Source organism: Streptomyces fuscichromogenes, assembly GCF_014645815.1.
Taxonomy (GTDB): Bacteria; Actinomycetota; Actinomycetes; order Streptomycetales; family Streptomycetaceae; genus Streptomyces; species Streptomyces fuscichromogenes.
In genome coordinates this window covers 87,186-105,134 of the sequence record NZ_BMML01000008.1, presented here as the reverse complement: position 1 = coordinate 105,134, position 17,949 = coordinate 87,186, and the positions used below count along the sequence as shown (strand labels likewise).

Annotated in this window: 16 protein-coding genes; 5 read left to right on the top strand and 11 right to left on the bottom strand. The window is 73.3% G+C overall.

Features of this window, described 5'->3' with window-relative positions:
• Positions 1-945: a 5-dehydro-2-deoxygluconokinase gene (iolC, locus tag IEZ11_RS19090; RefSeq protein WP_189264246.1), complete on the bottom strand. Its 945-nt coding sequence runs from the start codon at positions 943-945 to the stop codon at positions 1-3.
• A gap of 474 nt (positions 946-1,419) precedes the next feature.
• Positions 1,420-2,466: a LacI family DNA-binding transcriptional regulator gene (locus tag IEZ11_RS19085; protein ID WP_189264011.1), complete on the bottom strand. Its 1,047-nt coding sequence runs from the start codon at positions 2,464-2,466 to the stop codon at positions 1,420-1,422.
• A gap of 108 nt (positions 2,467-2,574) precedes the next feature.
• Here IEZ11_RS19085 and IEZ11_RS19080 point away from each other — a divergent pair, with 108 nt between their 5' ends.
• Positions 2,575-3,753 (top strand): phytanoyl-CoA dioxygenase family protein, encoded by a 1,179-nt coding sequence (locus IEZ11_RS19080; protein ID WP_189264010.1) that lies wholly within the window; start codon positions 2,575-2,577, stop codon positions 3,751-3,753.
• Between the two features lie 16 nt (positions 3,754-3,769).
• Entirely contained in the window at positions 3,770-4,531 is a 762-nt protein-coding gene (locus IEZ11_RS19075; RefSeq protein WP_189264009.1) for an SDR family oxidoreductase, read from the top strand.
• 344 nt (positions 4,532-4,875) lie between these two features.
• On the opposite strand, the gene IEZ11_RS19070 is transcribed toward IEZ11_RS19075, so the two are convergent.
• A complete protein-coding gene (locus IEZ11_RS19070; protein ID WP_189264008.1) occupies positions 4,876-5,763 on the bottom strand; it encodes a sugar phosphate isomerase/epimerase family protein in 888 nt (295 codons plus the stop codon).
• Positions 5,764-5,999: 236 nt separating this feature from the next.
• Here IEZ11_RS19070 and IEZ11_RS19065 point away from each other — a divergent pair, with 236 nt between their 5' ends.
• Both IEZ11_RS19065 and IEZ11_RS19060 read left to right on the top strand, forming a co-directional pair.
• Complete coding sequence (locus IEZ11_RS19065; protein ID WP_189264007.1) at positions 6,000-6,683, top strand: helix-turn-helix transcriptional regulator; 684 nt, start codon at positions 6,000-6,002, stop codon at positions 6,681-6,683.
• 32 nt (positions 6,684-6,715) lie between these two features.
• Positions 6,716-7,252: a DUF3291 domain-containing protein gene (locus IEZ11_RS19060; protein ID WP_189264006.1), complete on the top strand. Its 537-nt coding sequence runs from the start codon at positions 6,716-6,718 to the stop codon at positions 7,250-7,252.
• Between the two features lie 67 nt (positions 7,253-7,319).
• On the opposite strand, the gene IEZ11_RS19055 is transcribed toward IEZ11_RS19060, so the two are convergent.
• From IEZ11_RS19055 to IEZ11_RS19025, 7 genes are all read right to left on the bottom strand, one after another.
• The gene (locus IEZ11_RS19055; RefSeq protein ID WP_189264005.1) at positions 7,320-8,225 is read right to left on the bottom strand and encodes a LysR family transcriptional regulator; all 906 of its coding nucleotides are present in this window, start codon (positions 8,223-8,225) and stop codon (positions 7,320-7,322) included.
• A 92-nt stretch (positions 8,226-8,317) separates the two neighbouring features.
• Entirely contained in the window at positions 8,318-10,021 is a 1,704-nt protein-coding gene (locus IEZ11_RS19050) for an NAD-dependent malic enzyme (RefSeq protein ID WP_189264004.1), read from the bottom strand.
• A 346-nt stretch (positions 10,022-10,367) separates the two neighbouring features.
• Positions 10,368-11,063 (bottom strand): LuxR C-terminal-related transcriptional regulator, encoded by a 696-nt coding sequence (locus tag IEZ11_RS19045; protein WP_189264245.1) that lies wholly within the window; start codon positions 11,061-11,063, stop codon positions 10,368-10,370.
• Positions 11,064-11,256: 193 nt separating this feature from the next.
• Positions 11,257-11,919 carry a response regulator gene (locus IEZ11_RS19040; protein ID WP_189264003.1) on the bottom strand — a complete coding sequence of 221 codons (663 nt, stop codon included), beginning with the start codon at positions 11,917-11,919 and terminating at the stop codon, positions 11,257-11,259.
• On the bottom strand, positions 11,916-13,316 hold the full coding sequence (locus tag IEZ11_RS19035) for a sensor histidine kinase (RefSeq protein ID WP_189264002.1): 1,401 nt from the start codon (positions 13,314-13,316) through the stop codon (positions 11,916-11,918). Before IEZ11_RS19035 ends, IEZ11_RS19040 begins: the two co-directional genes overlap by 4 nt.
• Before the next feature lie 74 nt (positions 13,317-13,390).
• Complete coding sequence (locus IEZ11_RS19030) at positions 13,391-14,215, bottom strand: ABC transporter permease (protein ID WP_189264001.1); 825 nt, start codon at positions 14,213-14,215, stop codon at positions 13,391-13,393.
• Positions 14,215-15,144: an ABC transporter ATP-binding protein gene (locus tag IEZ11_RS19025; RefSeq protein ID WP_189264000.1), complete on the bottom strand. Its 930-nt coding sequence runs from the start codon at positions 15,142-15,144 to the stop codon at positions 14,215-14,217. Before IEZ11_RS19025 ends, IEZ11_RS19030 begins: the two co-directional genes overlap by 1 nt.
• A gap of 335 nt (positions 15,145-15,479) precedes the next feature.
• Between IEZ11_RS19025 and IEZ11_RS19020 the strand changes: the two genes are divergently transcribed.
• Positions 15,480-17,162: an RNA polymerase sigma factor gene (locus IEZ11_RS19020; RefSeq protein ID WP_189263999.1), complete on the top strand. Its 1,683-nt coding sequence runs from the start codon at positions 15,480-15,482 to the stop codon at positions 17,160-17,162.
• A gap of 80 nt (positions 17,163-17,242) precedes the next feature.
• Here IEZ11_RS19020 and IEZ11_RS19015 read toward each other — a convergent pair whose 3' ends face one another.
• Positions 17,243-17,920 (bottom strand): glycerophosphodiester phosphodiesterase, encoded by a 678-nt coding sequence (locus tag IEZ11_RS19015; protein ID WP_189263998.1) that lies wholly within the window; start codon positions 17,918-17,920, stop codon positions 17,243-17,245.
• Positions 17,921-17,949 lie beyond the last annotated feature (29 nt).

Here is a 17,949-nt window from a genome sequence, read left to right as displayed (position 1 = left end):
TCACACCTCTCGCTCGGAGTTGTCGGTCGTCCCGCGCAGCTTCGCCTCGACCTCGGCCTGGGTCGGCATGGCGTCGGAGCAGGACAGGCGGCCCGCCACCAGGGCGCCGGCCGCGTTGGCGAAGGCGACGGTGCGCCCGGTGTCCCAGCCGGACAGCAGGCCGTGGCAGAGGGCGCCGCCGAAGGCGTCACCGGCACCGAGCCCGTTGACCACGTCCACGGGCACCGGCGGGACCTCGGTGACCGAGCCGTCCCGGTCCATGGCCAGGACGCCCTTGGGGCCCTGTTTGACCACGGCCAGCTCCACCCCGGCCGCCAGCAGCGCCTTGGCCGCGGCGTGCGGGTCGCGTTCACCGGTGGCGACCTCGCACTCGTCGAGGTTGCCGACCGCGACCGTGGTGTGCCGCAGGGCCTCCGTGTAGTACGACCGGGCCGTGGCCGGGTCGGTCCAGAACATCGGCCGCCAGTCCAGGTCGAAGACGGTCGTCCCGGCCTTGGCCCGGTGCCGCAGGGCGGCCAGGGTCGCCGAGCGGCTCGGCTCCTCGCTCAGCCCGGTCCCGGTGATCCAGAACACGGCCGCCTCGCGCACCGCGTCCAGGTCCAGCTCCTCGGGCCGGATGTCCAGGTCGGGGGCCTTGGGAAGGCGGTAGAAGTACAGCGGGAAGTCGTCCGGCGGGAAGATCTCGCAGAACGTCACCGGGGTCGGCGCGATGTCCGACGTACCGACGAAGCGGGGGTCCACGCCGTAGCCGTCGAGGGCCGTGCGGACGAAGTCGCCGAAGGGGTCCCGGCCGGTCTTGGTGATCACCGCGGCGGTACGGCCGTAGCGGGCGGCGGCCACCGCGACGTTGGTGGGGCTGCCGCCCAGGTACTTGCCGAACGAGGTGACCTCCGCCAGCCCCACGCCCGTCTGGAGCGGATACACGTCCACTCCGACCCGGCCCATGGTCAGCACTTCGTACGGCTTCACGCTGGTTCCCTTCGCTCCGGAGACCCCGGCCTGGCGGCGCGGTACGGGACCGCGACGGTTTTCGAGCGCTTTAGCAGCGTCCGCTGGGACAGTACGATGCAGCCAGGTTAAATGTCATGTCAATAGGATGTCGTGATGGCATTCGCTACATGCGGATCGGGGACGCGGCGGCGGTCCGGAGGTCACCGGAGGGTGCGGTGGGGCGTGGTGGGGCCCAAGGGCGTCGGTGCGGTGGACGTGGGTGAGCGGGACGCGGAGGGGCGCGGGTCGACGCGGGTCGGCGCGGTGCCGTCTCCGGCGGCTCGCGTCCTGTCGTGAGCCGTCGCCCAGGCCGACGAGCGGGTCGCCGACAGGTGGGTGGCCGGCGGGCGGGTGGTCGGCGGGTGGGTGACCGACGGGTGGGCGGACGGCGGCGAGGGATCCCGGCGGCGACGGATCCCGGCGGGTGCCTCAGCCGGTCACCGGTGCGGTCGGCACGTCGGGGGGCAGGTTGAAGGGGGTGACCACCTGGATCGCCGAGGGGAGCGTCGGGCCGTCGTCCGGCAGGGCGCCGTGCGCGCGCATGACGGTCTGGCAGGCGCGTCGTACGTCCTGGCGCAGGTCGTGGTGGAGGACCGCGGACAGGCGGCGCTCGCGCAGCAGGCGGGTGTTGTCGTGGTCGAGGTCGTGGGCGACGAAGACCGCGCACCGCCGGCCCAGGGTGTCGAAGGCGTCCAGCGTGGCGAGGTTGCCGCCGCCCATGGAGTAGACGGCCACGATGTCCTTGTCGCGGTCGAGGGCCGCCAGCACCAGGTCGCGCTGGGTGGCGTCCAGGCCGTCGCTGTCCGTGACCTCCACCAGGGAGCGCCGGGGGGCGGCGAGACGCAGCGCGCCGCGGAAGCCCATCTCGCGCTCCTCCTCACCGCGGAACGAGCCCCGGCTGACGGTGGTGAGCACATTGCCGGGCCGCTCGCCGAGCCACTGTTCGAGCAGATAGGCGGCGGTGGCACCGGCGGCCCGGTTGTCGATGCCGACGTAGGCGAGACGGGCGCTGTGCGGCAGGTCGGTCACCAGGGTGACGACGGGGACGCCGGCCGCGACCAGTCGCCCGACGGCGGCCGCGACCTCCGGTATGTCCGGGGCCTTGAGGATCACGCCCTGGGTACCGCGCCTGGCGATCTTCTCCAGGGCCGAGACCAGATCCTCCGGCGGGCAGGTCTCACGGAAGTGGAAGCGGGAGCGCACGACGGCCGGGTGCAGGGAGGGCAGTTCGGCCTCCAGCGCCTCGCGTACGGCGGTGGAGAACCGCTCCGGCGCCTGCATCACGATGTCGATCATGAACGTGCGGCCGCCGATGCGGACCTGGGCCTGCTGCCGGTCCAGGTCCTTGATGGCCTGGTGGACCTCGCGGACCGTGCCCTCCCGCACATTGCCGCGCTGATGCAGGACGCGGTCGACGGTGGCCGTGCTCAGCCCGGCCTGGCGGGCGATTTCCCTGATCGTGTACGGGTGGGGCATGGCGGATCCCGGAGAACGGTGATGGACTTTTGATGCGCTGCTGAGGATTGAATGATGGGTTCGGGGTCCCAAGACTGGCAGAAAGGCAAGCACGGCGAAAGGACCCGGATGCCTTCCCAGACCACGGCCCGGCGGACTCGGCTCACCGAGGCCGACTGCGCTCTCGACGCGTTCCGCACGCTCGTCGAGCAGGAGACGGACGCCGCCGACCACCCGACGGCGGAGCGCGTCGAACAGAACGTGCCCCTCTACGACAGCGACCGGCTCCGCGCCCTCACGGCCACCGCCGACGGCCGTCACGAGGTGCGGGACGAACTGGTCCGGGCGCTGCTCGACGGACCCGGCATCGTGGTCCTGAAGGGCGCGTTCGCCGACCCGGACGTGGTCGACCGGGCCACCGACGCCTTCACCGCACTGATCGAGGAGGAGCGCGCGAGCGGTACCGCCCGCGGCGACCACTTCGCCAGGCCGGGTGCCAACGACCGGGTCTGGAACGCCCTGGACAAGATGGCCGTACGGGCGCCCGAGGTGTTCGCCGACTACTACGCCAACGACATGGTCGCGCTGATCGCCGAGGCCTGGCTGGGCCCCGCCTACCAGGTCACCTCACAGGTCAACGTGGTCAACCCGGGCGGAGCCGCGCAGCGCGTGCACCGCGACTACCACCTCGGCTTCCTCTCCCAGGAACGGGCCGCCGCCTACCCGGCGCACGTGCACCGGCTGTCACCCGTACTGACCCTCCAGGGCGCCGTCGCCCACTGCGACATGCCCGTCGAGTCCGGCCCCACGCTCTACCTCCCGCACTCGCAGAAGTACGAGCCCGGCTACCTCGCCTGGCGACTCCCCGAGTTCGCCCGGTACTTCGACGCCCACCACGTCCAACTCCCCCTGGACAAGGGCGACGCGGTCTTCTTCAACCCGGCGCTCTTCCACGCCGCCGGGCACAACCGCTCCACCGGCATCCGCCGGATGGCCAACCTGCTGCAGATCTCCTCCGCCTTCGGGCGGGCCATGGAGACGGTGGACCGGGAGGCGATGGCGAACGCCCTCTTCCCGGTGCTGCTGCGCCGCAGGGCCGACGGGGTCTCGGAGGACTGGCTGCGCCGCGTGGTCGCCGCCACCGCCGAGGGCTACCCCTTCCCCACCGACCTGGACCTCGACCCGCCGGTCGACGGTCTCGCCCCGCCCTCCCAGGCGGACACCGTCTGGCAGGCCGTGACCGAGGGCTGGACCCCCGGGCGGCTGCGCCAGGGACTTCGGGCCGGCGCCGAGCGCCGCCACGGCTGAAAGGAACACCGCACTCATGGGACTCCTGGAGGACAAGGTCGTCCTCGTCAACGGCGGCAGCCAGGGCGTCGGCGCCGGCATCGTGCGGGCGGCCGTACGGGAGGGCGCACGCGTCGACTTCACCGGCCGCCGGGCCGAGGTGGGCGAGAAGCTCGCCGCGGACACCGGGGCCCGCTTCGTCCGGGCGGACCTCGCCGACCCGGCGCAGGCGCGCGGCTCCGTCGTACGCACGCTGGAGGCGCACGGCCGGATCGACTGCCTGGTCAACGCGGCCGGACTGACGTCGCGCGGTTCGCTGCTCGACACCACACCCGAGCTGTTCGACCAGCACATGGCGATCAACCTGCGGGCACCGTTCTTCTCGATGCAGGCGGCGGTGGCCGACATGAAGGCCCGTACGGCGCCCGGCACCATCGTCAACATCATCTCCAACTGCGCCCACGGCGGGCCGCCCTTCCTGGCGCCGTACTCCGCGGCCAAGGCGGGCCTCGCCGGGCTGACCCGCAACGCGGCCCACGCCCACCGCTGGGACCGCATCCGGATCAACGGCCTCAACATCGGCTGGACGGACACCGAGGGCGAGGACGCCGTCCAGCGCGCCTTCCACGACGCGGGCGACGACTGGCGGGAGAGGGCCGCGGCGGCCCAGCCCATGGGCAAGCTAGGCCAGGTCGACGAGATCGCCGACTTCGTCGTCTTCCTGCTGTCCGACCGCAGCGGGGTGGTGACCGGCTCGGTCATCGACTGGGACCAGAACGTCGTCGGCGCCCAGGACTGACCACCGTCGACCGCCCCACGGCACACGACGACCGACCCACGAGCCCCCGAGCACCGCGGCCGCGGCCGCAGCCGGACGGCCGGGACCGGCCCGCACGACCGGCCACCGACGCGTACGGCCGCCGGCCGAGGGCACACCGGGGAACTCGGCCCGGGACGGGGGTTCCGGCAGGCCGGAAGCCGAGCGCACAGGAAACGGGCCGGGGCGATTCGCCCCGGCCCGTTTCCTTGCGGCCTTGCGGCCTTGCGGCCTTGCGGCCTTGCGGCCTTGCGGCCTTGCGGCCTTGCGGCCTTGCGGCCTTGCGGCCTTGCGGCCTTGCGGCCTTGCGGCCTTGCGGGGCTCGGTTACGCGGCGCCTCGCAGTACCGCGCGCAGGTGTTCGGCGCTGGCCCAGACGTCCTCGACCGGGCCCTTCTCCTTCGGCTCCGCGGTGAGGATGGTGTCCTGTTCCAGGACGTACCAGCCGTCGTAGCCGCGGGCGGTGAGGTGGGTGACGATCGACTCGACGTCGACGTCTCCGGCGCCCAGCGGGCGGTACATGCCCTCGCGGACGGCCTCGGTGTAGGTGAGGCGGCCGGACTGGACCTTGGCGGCGAGGCTGGCGTCCACGTCCTTCATGTGGGTGTGGGCGATCCGCTCGGGGGCCTGCCGGGTCAGCTCCGCCGGGTCCGTGCCGCCGATCAGCAGGTGGCCGGTGTCCAGGCAGAGGGAGATCGACGAGTGCTCCAGGACCCGGCGGACCTCGTCGCCGTTCTCGACCATCGTGCCGACGTGCGGGTGCAGGACCGCGCGCACCCCGCGCTCGGCGGCCAGCGCGGTGAGCCGGTCGAGGTTGGAGAGGAGCAGCTTCCAGCCGTCCGCGTCGAGCTCCGGCCGGGAGTCGTAGCCGTCCTGGCCGGTGATGGCGGACAGCACGAGGACCTCGGCGTTCGAGGCGGCGTAGCCCGCCAGGAGCTGTTCCGCCTCGGGCAGCGGGTCGTGGCCGGGCACGTGCAGCAGCAGCGGCGTGAAGCCGCCGACGGCGTGCAGGTCGTGGTCGGCGAGGACGCGGGCCATCGCCTCGGGGGCGGCGGGCAGGAAGCCGTCGGGGCCGAACTCGGTGGCGGCCAGGCCGACCTCGCGCATCTCCTTCAGCACCCGCTCGGGCGTCAACTGGTAGCCCCATCCGGGCACTTCGCACACGCCCCAGGAGATGGGCGCGCCGGCGATCCGGTTCAGCTGCGGGGTGGTCATGCCGTGGCCTTTCGATGGTTCCGGTGGGGGCGGCGGACGCGCCGATCGGTCTCGTACGGCCGACGGCCAGGCCGTTCACATGCTCGCAACGCTAGGTTCGCGGGAGGAATTGGTGAAGCCCCCGAATCCATCAATTTCCCGTCAACGGGACCATCATTTTCCCGTGCGGCGCCCTTCCCGGCGCGGGCGCCCCGGGGGCTTCTATCGCCAACCCGTGTTGTTCCTAGAATGGCCGGGTGAACGACATCGATGCGATCGGGGCGCTGCAGGATCCGGTGCGGCGCCGACTGTACGAGTACGTGGCGGCGCAGGGCCGCGAGGTCGGCCGCAACGAGGCCGCCGAGGCGACCGGGGTGGCGCGCACGCTCGCCGCGCACCATCTGGACCGGCTGGCCGAGGCCGGACTGCTCGACACCGGGAGCCGTCGCCTGACCGGGCGCTCGGGGCCGGGGGCGGGCCGGCCGGCCAAGGTGTACACGCGGGCGCGGGCCGAGCGGGTCGTGTCGCTGCCCGCCCGCGACTACCGCACCGCCGCCGAACTGCTCGCCGAAGCCGCCGAACAGGCCGGGCTGGACGCCGGGCTCTGTGCGGCCGCGCGCCGCCGCGGGGAGGCCCTGCGCGGCTCGGCGGCGCCCTGCGGCGACCTCGGCGAGGCCATGGAGATCCTCGCGGCCCGCGGTTACGAACCCCGTCTGGAGGAAGGCGCCGGAGCGGTCGCGGGCGCCGTCCGGATGCGCAACTGCCCCTTCCACGCCGTCGCCGAACGCTTCCCGCCGCTCGTCTGCGGCATGAACCTCGCGCTGCTGGAGGGGCTGCTCGGCGCCGACGGCCCGGTCCGGGCCCGGATGGACGCCCGGCCGGGTGAGTGTTGTGTGGTGCTGGAGGCTTCCGGGGAGGCTTCTAAAAACAATGGTGATTGACATAGAAGAAGGGGGCGTGCTGGTATGAGGTCATGACCGCATCCGTGGACGCCGCCCACCTCGCCCAACTGAACGTCGCCACGCTCCGTTTCCCCCTCTCCGACCCGCGCATGGCACCGTTCGTCGAGATGCTCGACACGGTCAACGCCGCCGCCGACGACGCGCCCGGCTTCGTGTGGCGGCTGGTGGAGGAAGGGGCCGCCGACGCCACCGCCCTGCGTCCGGCGGGCGAGGACGTCATCGTCAACCTGACGGTGTGGGAGACCCAGGACGCGCTGTGGGGCTTCACCTACCGCAGCGAGCACCTGGACGTGCTGCGGCAGCGGCGCTCGTGGTTCGAGCGGCACGTCGAGGCACATCTGGTGCTCTGGTGGGTCCCCGCCGGCCACCTCCCGACCACCGGCGAGGCCCTGGAAAGGCTGGCGGACCTGCGGACGAACGGGCCGTCGGCGCGCGCGTTCACCTTCGCCTCGTCCTACTCCGCCGAGGAGGCCGCCCTCGTTCCGAGTGCCGCCACGCGCACCCGCCCCGTCCCGCACACCCGCCCCGCTCCGGCCGGACACGGCTGAGGGCCGGGCGCCGTCCCGGGCGCCCCGGTTCCCCTGTCGTGCCGGGGAGTTCGGCCCGGAGGTTGCCTCAGACCTGGGCCGCGGTGGCGCTCAGGGCGTGGTCGACGAAGCGGCGGGTGGCCGGGGGCAGGGTGCGGGAGGCCAGGCGCGCGATGCCGATGTCGCGGACGGCCTGCACGTCGGTGAGCCTGAGGTAGCGGACGGGCAGCTCGGGGTTGGTCTCCGGGGCCGCGGCGGCGTCCGGCGCGGCGGGGATCAGGGAGACTCCCAGACCGGACGCGACCAGACCGCGCAGGGTCTCCACCTCCTCGCCCTCGAATCCGACGAGAGGGCTGAACCCGGCCTGGCGGCACAGGGTCTCGGTGACACTGCGCAGGCCGTAGCCGGGCTTGAGCACGATGAACTGCTCACCGGACACCTCGGCCAGCCGGACCCGTCGGCGCTGGGCGAGGCGGTGCCGGGCCGGGACGGCGAGCCAGAGGGGCTCGACCAGGAGCCGGCGCCAGGTGATCAGCGGGTGGCCCGGGTCCTTGCCGGTGATGATCAGGTCCGCGGTGGCGTCCAGGAGATGCTCGGCGAGGCCGTTCTCGTCCGCCTGGTGCAGTTCGAACCGGACGGCGGCGAAGCGCTGCCGGAACCCGGTGACCAGCCTGGGCACCAGCCAGGTGCCCAGGGTGTGCAGGAAGGCCAGCGAGACCACGCCCGCGTCGGGGTCGACGACCTCGGCCACGGCCCGCCGCCCCCGGTCGTAACTGTCCAGCACGGCGTCGACGTGCTCCTTGAACACCCGCCCGGCCGGGGTGAGTTGCAGAACGCGGCCGACCCGCTGGAGGAGTTCCGCGCCGACTTCCCGCTCCAGCCGGTTCAGGGCCCGGGAGAGGGCGGGCTGGGTGATGTGGGCGGCGGCCGCGGCCTCGGTGACCGTCACGCCCTCGGCCACGGCCTGGAAGGAGCGCAGTACCTGGAGATCCATGCCACCATTCTCGGGCTGCACCTATTCTCGGGCCGCATCGGACGGGCCGTATCGAGGCGCGGGGGGCATGGGCGGTTATCGGCCCCGGTCGGTCAGACGGCCTTGACCGGCGGGTACGCCGGCTGCCACATGGCGGCCCTGACCCGCTTCTCGACGGAGTCGTCGACGGCGGTGCCGGCCACCCCGTCGGTCGCCGCGGCGCGGGCCACCGCCACGGCGACCGCCACCGAGGTCTCGCGCAGCTGGTCGGTGAGGGGCAGGATCGGCGCGCCGGGGCCGTCGGTGTCGGTCTGCCCGGCGACCGCGTGCGCGGCGGCGACCAGCATGCCGTCGGTGATCCGGTGGGCGCGGGCGACGATCGCGCCCAGCCCGAGGCCGGGGAAGACCAGCGCGTTGTTGGCCTGCCCGATCAGGTACCGGACCCCGTCCTGCTCGACCGGGCGGAACGGGCTGCCGGTGGCGATCAGGGCCCGGCCGTCGGTCCAGGCCAGCAGGTCGGCGGGGACCGCCTCGGCCAGGTCCGTGGGGTTGGACATGGGCAGGATGATCGGGCGCTCGGCGTGGGCGGCCATCGTACGGACGATCTCCTCGGTGAAGGAGCCGCCCTGCCCGGAGGTGCCGATCAGGACCGTCGGCCGGACCTGCCCGACGACCTCGGCCAGCGCGATGCCGCCGACCTGCTCGTCCCGTCGCCAGCCGGCGACCTCGGCGGCCGGGCGGGCGTAGCCGACCTGGAAGTCGCGCAGGTCCTGCTGGTCCTCGGTGAGCAGGCCGTGGCGGTCGACGCCGAAGATACGGGCGGTGGCCTCCTCGGCGGTCAGCCCGTCGGCGACCATGGCGTCCCGCAGCTGGTCGGCGATGCCGATACCGGCGGTGCCCGCACCGAAGATCACCACCCGGTGGTCGCGCAGCGGCACCCCGCTGGCCTTCACCCCGGAGAGCACGGCGGCGAGGTTGACGGCACCGGTGCCCTGGACGTCGTCGTTGAAGGTGAACTCGGTCGGGCGGTAACGCTCCAGGATGCGGCGGGCGTTGGCGGGACCGAAGTCCTCCCAGTGCAGCAGGGCGTTCGGGAAGAGCCGGCGGGCGGTGGTGACGTAGGCGTCGATGAAGGCGTCGTACGTCTCCCGGTCCACGCGCGGGTGCCGGTTGCCGAGGTAGAGCGGGTTGTCGAGGAGTTCCTGGCGGTTGGTGCCGACGTCCAGCATCACGGCCAGGGTGCGGTTGGGGTCGATGCCGGCGGCGGCCGTGTAGACGGCGAGCTTGCCCACCGAGATGTCGATGCCGCCCACCCCCCAGTCGCCGATGCCGAGGATCGCCTCGCCGTCCGTGGCGACGATCAGGTCGACGTCGTCCGGGCCCAGGCCGGCGGCCGTCAGCGCGCCCTCGATCTCCTCCGGGGCGTGCACCGACAGGTACACCCCGGCCGGCCGCCGGTACTCGTTGCTGTAGCGCTGGATCGCCTTGCCCACGGTCGGGGTGTAGACGATGGGCAGCATCTCGTCGAGGTGGTCGCAGAGCAGGCGGTAGAAGAGCACCTGGTTGCGGTCGTGCAGCGCGGTGAGGTTGACGTTCTTGGCCAGATCGGTCGGCTGCGCCGCGTACTGCCGGTACGCCCGTTCGGCCTGCTGCTCCAGGGTCAGCACCGCCGGCGGCACCAGGCCCACCAGGCCCAGCATCCGCCGCTCGTCCGGGGTGAAGGCGGTGCCGCGGTTGAGGCGGGGCTGGGAGAGCACGGCACGGCCGCGGTCGGTGGTCTCGATGCGCCCTTCGCCGGCGTTCCACTGGGTGGTCATGATCGGCTCCTTGCCGTTTCCGTATCGCTTCCAGGATCGCGTCGGGAACGCTCCGAGTCGCTCCGAGTCGCTCCGAGCCGCTCCGAGTCGCTTCCGGAACCCGTGACGCCCGCAAGCCTCGGCCGCCGGACACACATGCGTCCAATGCCTGGAACGGAGGTGATCCATGAACCATGCGCATGGGAGGCGCCTGACGTGGGTGTTTCCCGGCGGCCCGACGGCGGACCGCGACCCGTTGTGGCACAGGTCCCAGCCACTTCGCGACTACGGCCGGGGGCATCCCGCATGTGCCGTCGCCGCGTGTGCCGGGTGGCCGTGTGCGTACGGGCCCGCCGCCCGCCGCGCCTCAGGCCGCCGGACGGATCAGGCCCGACTCGTAGGCGAAGGTCACGGCCTGTACCCGGGCGCGGGCGCCGATCTTCGCGAGGACGTTGCTGACGTGGGTCTTCACGGTGGTCGGGGCGATGGACAGCCACTGTGCGATCTCGGCGTTGGTCCACCCGGCGGCCACGGCGATCAGGACGTCGCGCTCGCGCCCGGTGAGGGCGCCGAGCCCCGAGGCGCGGGGGAGGGGACGGACGGTGTGCTGCTGGCGGACGGCGTCGATGAGGGCACGGGTCAGGCCGGGCGTGATGACGGCGTCGCCGGCCGCCACCACCCGGATGGCCGCGGTCAGTTCGGCCGGGTCGGCGTCGTTGAGCAGGAAGCCGCCGGCGCCCGCCCGCAGGGCCGCCCAGGCGTCCGCCTCCCGCTCGGCCGCGGTCAGCACCAGGACCCGGGCGGCGGCGGCCTCGTCGGTGAGCCCGGCGGTGCCGGTCCGGGCGGCGGGGCGGGTGATGTGCCGGATGGTGTCGATGGCGTCCGCCCGGGACGGCAGGCTGTCCATCAGGACGACGTCGGGGCGGAGCGCGGCGCTCGCACGGATCGCCTCGTCCCCGTCCGCCGCCTCCCCGACGACCGTCAGGCCCGGCTCGGCGGCGAGGAGCATACCCAGGGCGAGGCGCTGGAGGGATTGGTCGTTGACGACGAGTACGGAGACCATGCCTGTCTTCTCCATGCGAGGTCCGTTCCGTGAACGAAACAGTTTCGTTCACATGCTACGCCTGGAGCCGCCGTGCCGGGAGAGGGGGGTCCGACTGACCGGCGACCGGCGACCGGCGACCGGTGTCCGGGGACCGGCGACCGGTGTCCGGTGTCCGGGGACCCGCGACCGGCGTCCGGGGACGGCGCTCCGGCTACTTGGCCCGGACCAGTCCGGCGTCGTACGCCGCGATCACGGCCTGGATCCGGTCGCGCGCCCCGATCTTGGCGAGGACCCGGCCGACGTGCTTCTTGACGGTCGACTCGGTGAGCACGAGGCGCTCGGCGATCTCGGTGTTGTTCCAGCCCTGGCCGATGGCGACCAGGACCTCGCGCTCGCGGTCGGTCAGCGAGCGCAGCCGGGGATCCTCGACGGCGGCGGCGGAGGGCGCCAGCACCCGGTGGGCGTAGGCGTCCAGGAGGCGCCGGGTCAGTGAGGGGGCCACCACCGCGTCGCCGCCGGCCACCGCGTGGATGCCCGCGACCAGCTCCTCCGGCCGGGTGTCCTTGAGCAGAAATCCGCTGGCCCCGGCGCGCAGCCCGTCGTACGCGTACTCGTCGAGGTCGAAGGTGGTCACGATGAGAACGCGGGTACGGCCGCCGGTGGCGACGATCCGCCGGGTCGCCTCCAGCCCGTCCATGCCGGGCATCCGGATGTCCATGAGGATGACGTCCGGCCGCAGTTCGGCGGCGAGCCGGACGGCCTCCGCGCCGTGCTCCGCCTCACCGACCGGCTCCAGACCGGGGGTGCCCTCCAGCAGCATCCGTACGCCCATCCGCTGGAGCGGCTGGTCGTCGGCGATCAGTACGGTCGTCACAGCTGCTCTCCCGGAGCCGACGGGGCGGATGGTGCGGGCGGTGCGGGCGGTGCGGGTTGCGCCGGTGGTGCGTGCGGCGCGGAGGGCATGTCGAGGACGACGTCGACGACCCAGCCGGGACCGCCCTCGCGCGGCCCGGCGACGACCGTGCCGCCGTACATCGCGGCCCGCTGCCGGATGCCGACCAGGCCGTGACCGGCGGTGCCGCCGGACGGCTCCGGCTCCGGCTCCGGCGCCGTGCCGGTGTCCGCGACCCGCACCCGTACCTCGCCCGCCGCGACGGCCACCGTCACCTCGGCGGACGTGCCCGGTCCCGCGTGTCTGAGGGTGTTGGTCAGCGATTCCTGGACGATCCGGTAGACGGTGAGCTGGACACCGTCGCCCAGCCCGTCCGGGTCGCCCACCGTCCGGTACGTCACCGGCAGCCCCGCCGCCCGGACCCGGGCCAGCAGCGGGTCCAGGTCCTTGACGCCCGGTTGCGGCGCGAGCGGCCGTTCGTCGTCGGCGCCCTCGCGCAGCACGCCGAGGACCCGGCGCAGTTCGCTCATCGCCTGCCGGCCGGTGTCGCCGAGGATCCGCAGGGCCTCCGCGGACCGCTCGCCCCGGTTGCCGGCCAGGACCGCCGCGCCGTCGGCGACGCTGACCATCACCGAGAGGTTGTGGCCCACGATGTCGTGCATCTCCCGGGCGACCCGGGAGCGCTCGGCGGCCGCGGTGAGCCGTACCCGCTGCTCCTGCTCGACCTCCAGCCGCCGGGCGCGGTCCTCCAGGGCCGCCAGGTACAGCCTCCGGATCCGCACGGTCAGTCCGACGGCGACCGCCGCGGTCAGCGTGCCCAGCAGGAAGAAGGAGGCGAGCAGCGGATGCTCGATGGGCGCCAGGACGTAGACGGCCAGGGCCAGCACCCCGACACTCAGTCCGACCGCCCGGCCCAGCACACGCAGCGAGCCGTTGCGGGCCAGGGTGTAGAGGCCGACGAGGGTGGCGGTGCCCGCCCGCATCCAGACCCCCGTCGACCACTCGACCATGTTCACCGCGAGGATCGTGAAGTACACGGTGGCCGGGGCCCGGCGGCGCCACCACAGCGGAACGACCAGCGCGGCGACGAAGGCGTACAGGACAGCGGGCCGCAGCGCGGCGCGGGCGGCCTCGTCCCCGAAGGGGGAACCGTGGTCGACCATCAGCAGGTCGGGCAGGCTGACCAGCAGCATGAACAGCACCACCGCGGTGTCGAGCAGCCACGGATGCCGCCGGTCCAGCTCCCGGCGGCGGCTGCGGTCGCGCAGCATCCGGCCCAGAAGCGGGTGTGCCCAGGCCGCGTCGAAGCCGGGGGACGGCACGCCTGCCGTCCCCCGGTCGGTGTCCCCGGCGGCTGCCGCGCGGTGCGGCGGACTCATGTCGGCCATTGTCCTCGGCTCCAGGGGTGTCCGGTGTCCTCGGCTCCAGGGATGTCCGGTGCGTCCGGCCCGGCTCAGACGTCGGTCCTGGCCAGCCGGTACGCCGCCCCGGCCAGGGTGAGCGCCACCCAGCCGGCGAAGACGGCGATGCCCGCGCCGGGCGAGAGGGCGTCGGAGGACTGGTGCAGCGCGTACACCGCCTGGCCCGCGTTGCTCGGGAAGTAGGGGCTGAGGGTGTCGTACCAGGAGTCGGGCAGCAGCGAGGCCAGCCCCGGCAGGATGAGCAGGACGCCGACCAGGGAGGCGATGGCCCCGGCGGAGTTGCGCAGCAGCACACCCAGGGCCACGCCGAAGACGGCGACCAGACCCAGGTAGAGACCCGCCCCGGCCAGACTGCGCAGCACCCCGTCGTCCCCCAGCGACAGGGAGATCTTCTCGCCGTCCAGACCGGGCGAGCCGAGACCGAACGCGGCCAGCGCCCCGACCGTCGCGAGGACCAGGGCGATCGGGCCGATCACCGCGGCCTTCGCCCACAGCACCGGGAGGCGGCGCGGGACGGCGGTGAGCGTGGACCGGATCATGCCGGTGCTGTACTCGCCCGCCGACAGCAGCACCCCGAGCACGCCCACGGCCAGCGACGCGAAGGTCACCCCGGTCAGGGCCAGACTGACCGCGTCGCTCGCACCGCTGTTCCGGCCGGGCGGGCCGCCTGCCGTGGCGCCCGCGCTGTAGGTGTAGCTGGCGATCGTCCCGAACAGCACCAGCAGGAACACGGCGACCGCGAGGGTGATCCAACTGGAGCGCAACGACCAGAACTTGGCCCACTCCGAGCGCAGCACCCGGCGGCCGGTCACCCGGTACGGCGCCGGGCGGGCGGTGGCGATGCTGGTGACGGTCATCAGGCGGCCTTTCGTGCGGTGCCGGCCGGGGCGCTCTGGTACTCGACCACGTCCCGGGTGAGGTCCATGAACGCCGTCTCCAGGGAGACGGCCTGCGGGGTGAGCTCGTACACCGGTACGCCGTGCAGGGCGGCGATCGTCCCGATCTCCCGGGCGTCCCGGCCCGCGACCAGCAGCTCCTCGGCGGACGAGGAGGTGATCGTGACGTCGGGGCCGGCCAGCAGCGAGCGCAGCCTCACGGGCTCGCCGGTGACGACCTTCACGCCACCGCCGCCCGCCTCCCGGGTGAAGTCCTCGACCGTGGTGTCCGCGAGCAGCCTGCCCCGGCCGATGATCACCAGGTGGTCGGCGATCAGCGCGGTCTCGCTCATCAGGTGCGAGGAGAGCATCACGGCCCGCCCCTCGTCGGCGAGCCCGCGCAGCAGGTTGCGGACCCAGAGCACGCCCTCCGGGTCGAGGCCGTTGACCGGTTCGTCGAGCATCACGATCGCGGGGTCGCCGAGCAGCGCCGAGGCGATGCCGAGCCGCTGGCCCATGCCGAGCGAGAAGGCGCCGACCCGTTTGCCGGCCACGCTGGTCAGCCCGGCCAGCTCGATGACCTCCTCGACCCGGCTGCGCGGAATGCCGTGTGTGTACGCGAGCGCCATGAGGTGGTTGAGCGCGCTGCGCCCCGGGTGCACGGACTTGGCCTCCAGGAGGGTGCCGATCTCGTGCAGGGGCGCGGGGTGCCCGGCGTAGGACCGGCCGTTGACCGTGACCGAGCCGCGGGTGGGCGCGTCCAGGCCGACGATCATCCGCATGGTCGTGGACTTGCCCGCGCCGTTGGGGCCGAGGAAGCCGGTCACCTCGCCGGGTTTCACGGTGAAGCTCAGGCGGTCGACGACGGTCTTGTCGCCGTACCGCTTTGTCAGTTCGCGCGCTTCGATCATGGAGCTGGGCCTTCCTGCCTCGCACTCGGCCGCGGTCGGTGGGTCTCGTCGCGGTGCCTGCTGTCGAAGGTAGGAGCGGGAGGGACCCGGTCCCTGGGACCCCGGGGGAATCTTCGAAGGGGGACTGGTACCGGGGTACCAAGGGCCGGTCATCCCCACGGGCGACGGGGGCGACGAGGGCGACGGGGGCGACGAGGGCGACGGGGGCGACGGGCGTGACGGGTCGGCGGGGAACTCGGGGCGAAAAAAGTGTTATCCCGGAACTCCGTACTCCGTCTCCGCACTGTGATCCCCGACATTGCCAAGGACGCCGCCCCGGCTGAGAAGGTGCGGTCATGAGGACGGACGTGCAGGGGGCGCGGCACTGGCGGGCCACGGTCGCGGCCGCGCAGGCGGGCGACCGGCGTGCGCTGGACGAACTGGCCGAGGGCTGGCTGCCGTTGGTCTACAACGTGGTCGGCCGCGCCCTCAACGGCCATGCCGACGTGGACGACGTCGTCCAGGAGACCATGCTGCGCGCCGTCGACAACCTCGGCACCCTGCGCGACCCGGACAGCTTCCGGTCCTGGCTGGTGGCCATCGCCATGCGGCAGATCCGGGACCGGGCGCGTCGCAGGCAGGACCGGAAACTGGACGAGGCGGTCCCGGACGGCACCGCCGACTTCGCCGAACTCACCGTGCTGCGGCTCCAGTTGGCGGGCCAGCGGCGGGAGGTCGCGGAGGCCGTGCGCTGGCTGGACGCCGAGGACCGGCAGCTGGTGTCACTGTGGTGGCTGGAGGTCTCCGGCGAACTCACCCGGCGTGAACTGGCCGCGGCCGTCGGCATCAGCAGGCAGCACGCCGCGGTCCGCGTCCAGCGGATGAAGGAGCGGCTGGAGACCTCGCGCGGCATCGTGCGCGCGCTGGACGGGGCCTGTCCGGAACTGCGTGAGCTGACCGTCCGCTGGGACGGGCGGCCCGACTCCGTCTGGCGCAAGCGGCTGGCCCGGCACATCCGGGGCTGCGGCTACTGCGGCGACCCCCGGGACTCCGTCGTACCGGCGGAACGGCTGCTGGTCGGGATCGCCCTGGTACCGGTGCCGGTGGGTTTCACCCTGGCACTGGCGCTCGGCGGCAAGACGGGGGCCGCGGCGACGTCCGTCGGCTGGTCGGCGAAGGTGCTGGGCGCGCTGACCAAGCCGGCGGTGGCGGTGACCGCCGGGGCGACGATCGTGGCGGGCGGTGCGTACGTCGTCGTACGGACGCCGCCCGACCCGGCACCGCGGACCGCCGTGTCGCCGACGGCGGCGGTCACGAGTGCGGTCCCGCGGGCGCCGGTGACCACTCCCTCGCCGCCCCCGTCCTTGTCGCCTTCCGCCTCGCGGTCCCCGTCGGCCTCGGTGAGCGCGGCGGTCTACGGCTCGGTCGTCGACGCGGTGGACCCGGCGCCGGACCCGGACGCGAAGCCGGGGGCGCTGCCGCACCGGCCGGAGAGCGGGATCACCAGCAGCGGCGGGGCGCACGCGGTGCTGAACCACCGCGGGGACAGCGTGACGCTCAGCGGACAGGGCTATGTGCTGGTCCGCTGGCAGATCTCACCGCAGTACCGGGCCGGGAGCCTGGTCATGCCGTCCTGGACCGGGCTGACGGGGAAGATCTTCCATGTGGCGTCCGGGGGCGGGCGGCGGATGGACGACCGGGTGAGCACGACCGACAGCTCCGCGACCGGGATGGGCAACTCGGCGGTGGGGTATGCCGTGTTGCCCTCCGGCGCCCAGCAGATGTGGCAGAACGAGTACTACTACGTCGACGGCAGCGTGACGTTCACGGTGAACGAGCGGGGTGCCGACTACGGGGTGAGCGTGTTTCCTTCGTCGTGGGACGCGGTGGAGAAGGACGTGCTGTACGGGCCTGCGGAGGGGGCGACTCGGTATGGGCTGGTGCGGGACGACGGGACCGATGCGGCGCCGGTTCCGCAGTACGTGACGCGGTCCGTGCCGAGTGATCCGGCGACTGTGGTTCAGAGGTCGCGGGTCTAGCGCGGGCCGGTGGGGGTTGCTCGCGCCCACGCGGCGGAGCCGCACGTCAAGTACAGCCCCGCGCCCCTTCGGGGGCGCGTTCAGCGCAGGGCGTTGAGTACGTCCACTCTGTTGGTGGTGATCGAGTCGACGCTCATGTCCAGCAGGCGGCGCATCGAGCGGCGGGTGTCCGGGGTCCAGCAGGAGACCAGGTAGCCGGTGTGGTGGACGTGTTCGACCAGGGCGGGGTCGAGCAGGCTGAAGCGGTGGTTCAGGTAGCGCGGGCGGATCGCGTCCAGGAGCGCGGGGCGGGGCGGCGCCAGCGTCTTGCGAGTGAGGGCGATCTCGGCGGACGGGTCAGCCGCCCGGACCGCCAGCATCGCCATGGCGTCCCCCGTGTAGGAGACGCGGTCCGCCGCGTCGCACTCCCGGGCCACGGCCACGATCCTCGCCACCGCCCGCTCGCTCGGCTCCCCGGGCAGGTCGAGCATCACCCGGCTGCCCTCCGTCGCCGCCAGCGCCTCGGCGAGGGTCGGCACACCGCCCGCGGTCAGGCCGCGCACCTCGTCCGCGGACAGGGCGTGCAGCGGGCGGTCGTGTCCCCACAACCGCTTGAGCGTCTCGTCGTGCAGGAGCACGGGAACGCCGTCACGGGTGAGGCGGACGTCGGTCTCCACCGCGTCCGCGCCCCGGCGGAGCGCGGAACGCAGGGAGTCGAGCGTGTTCTCGCGGAAGCGGTAGAGGTCGCCGCGGTGCGCCACGGCGGTCACGGTCTGCATGGGCCCATGGTCTCAGGGCCCGGCGGCGG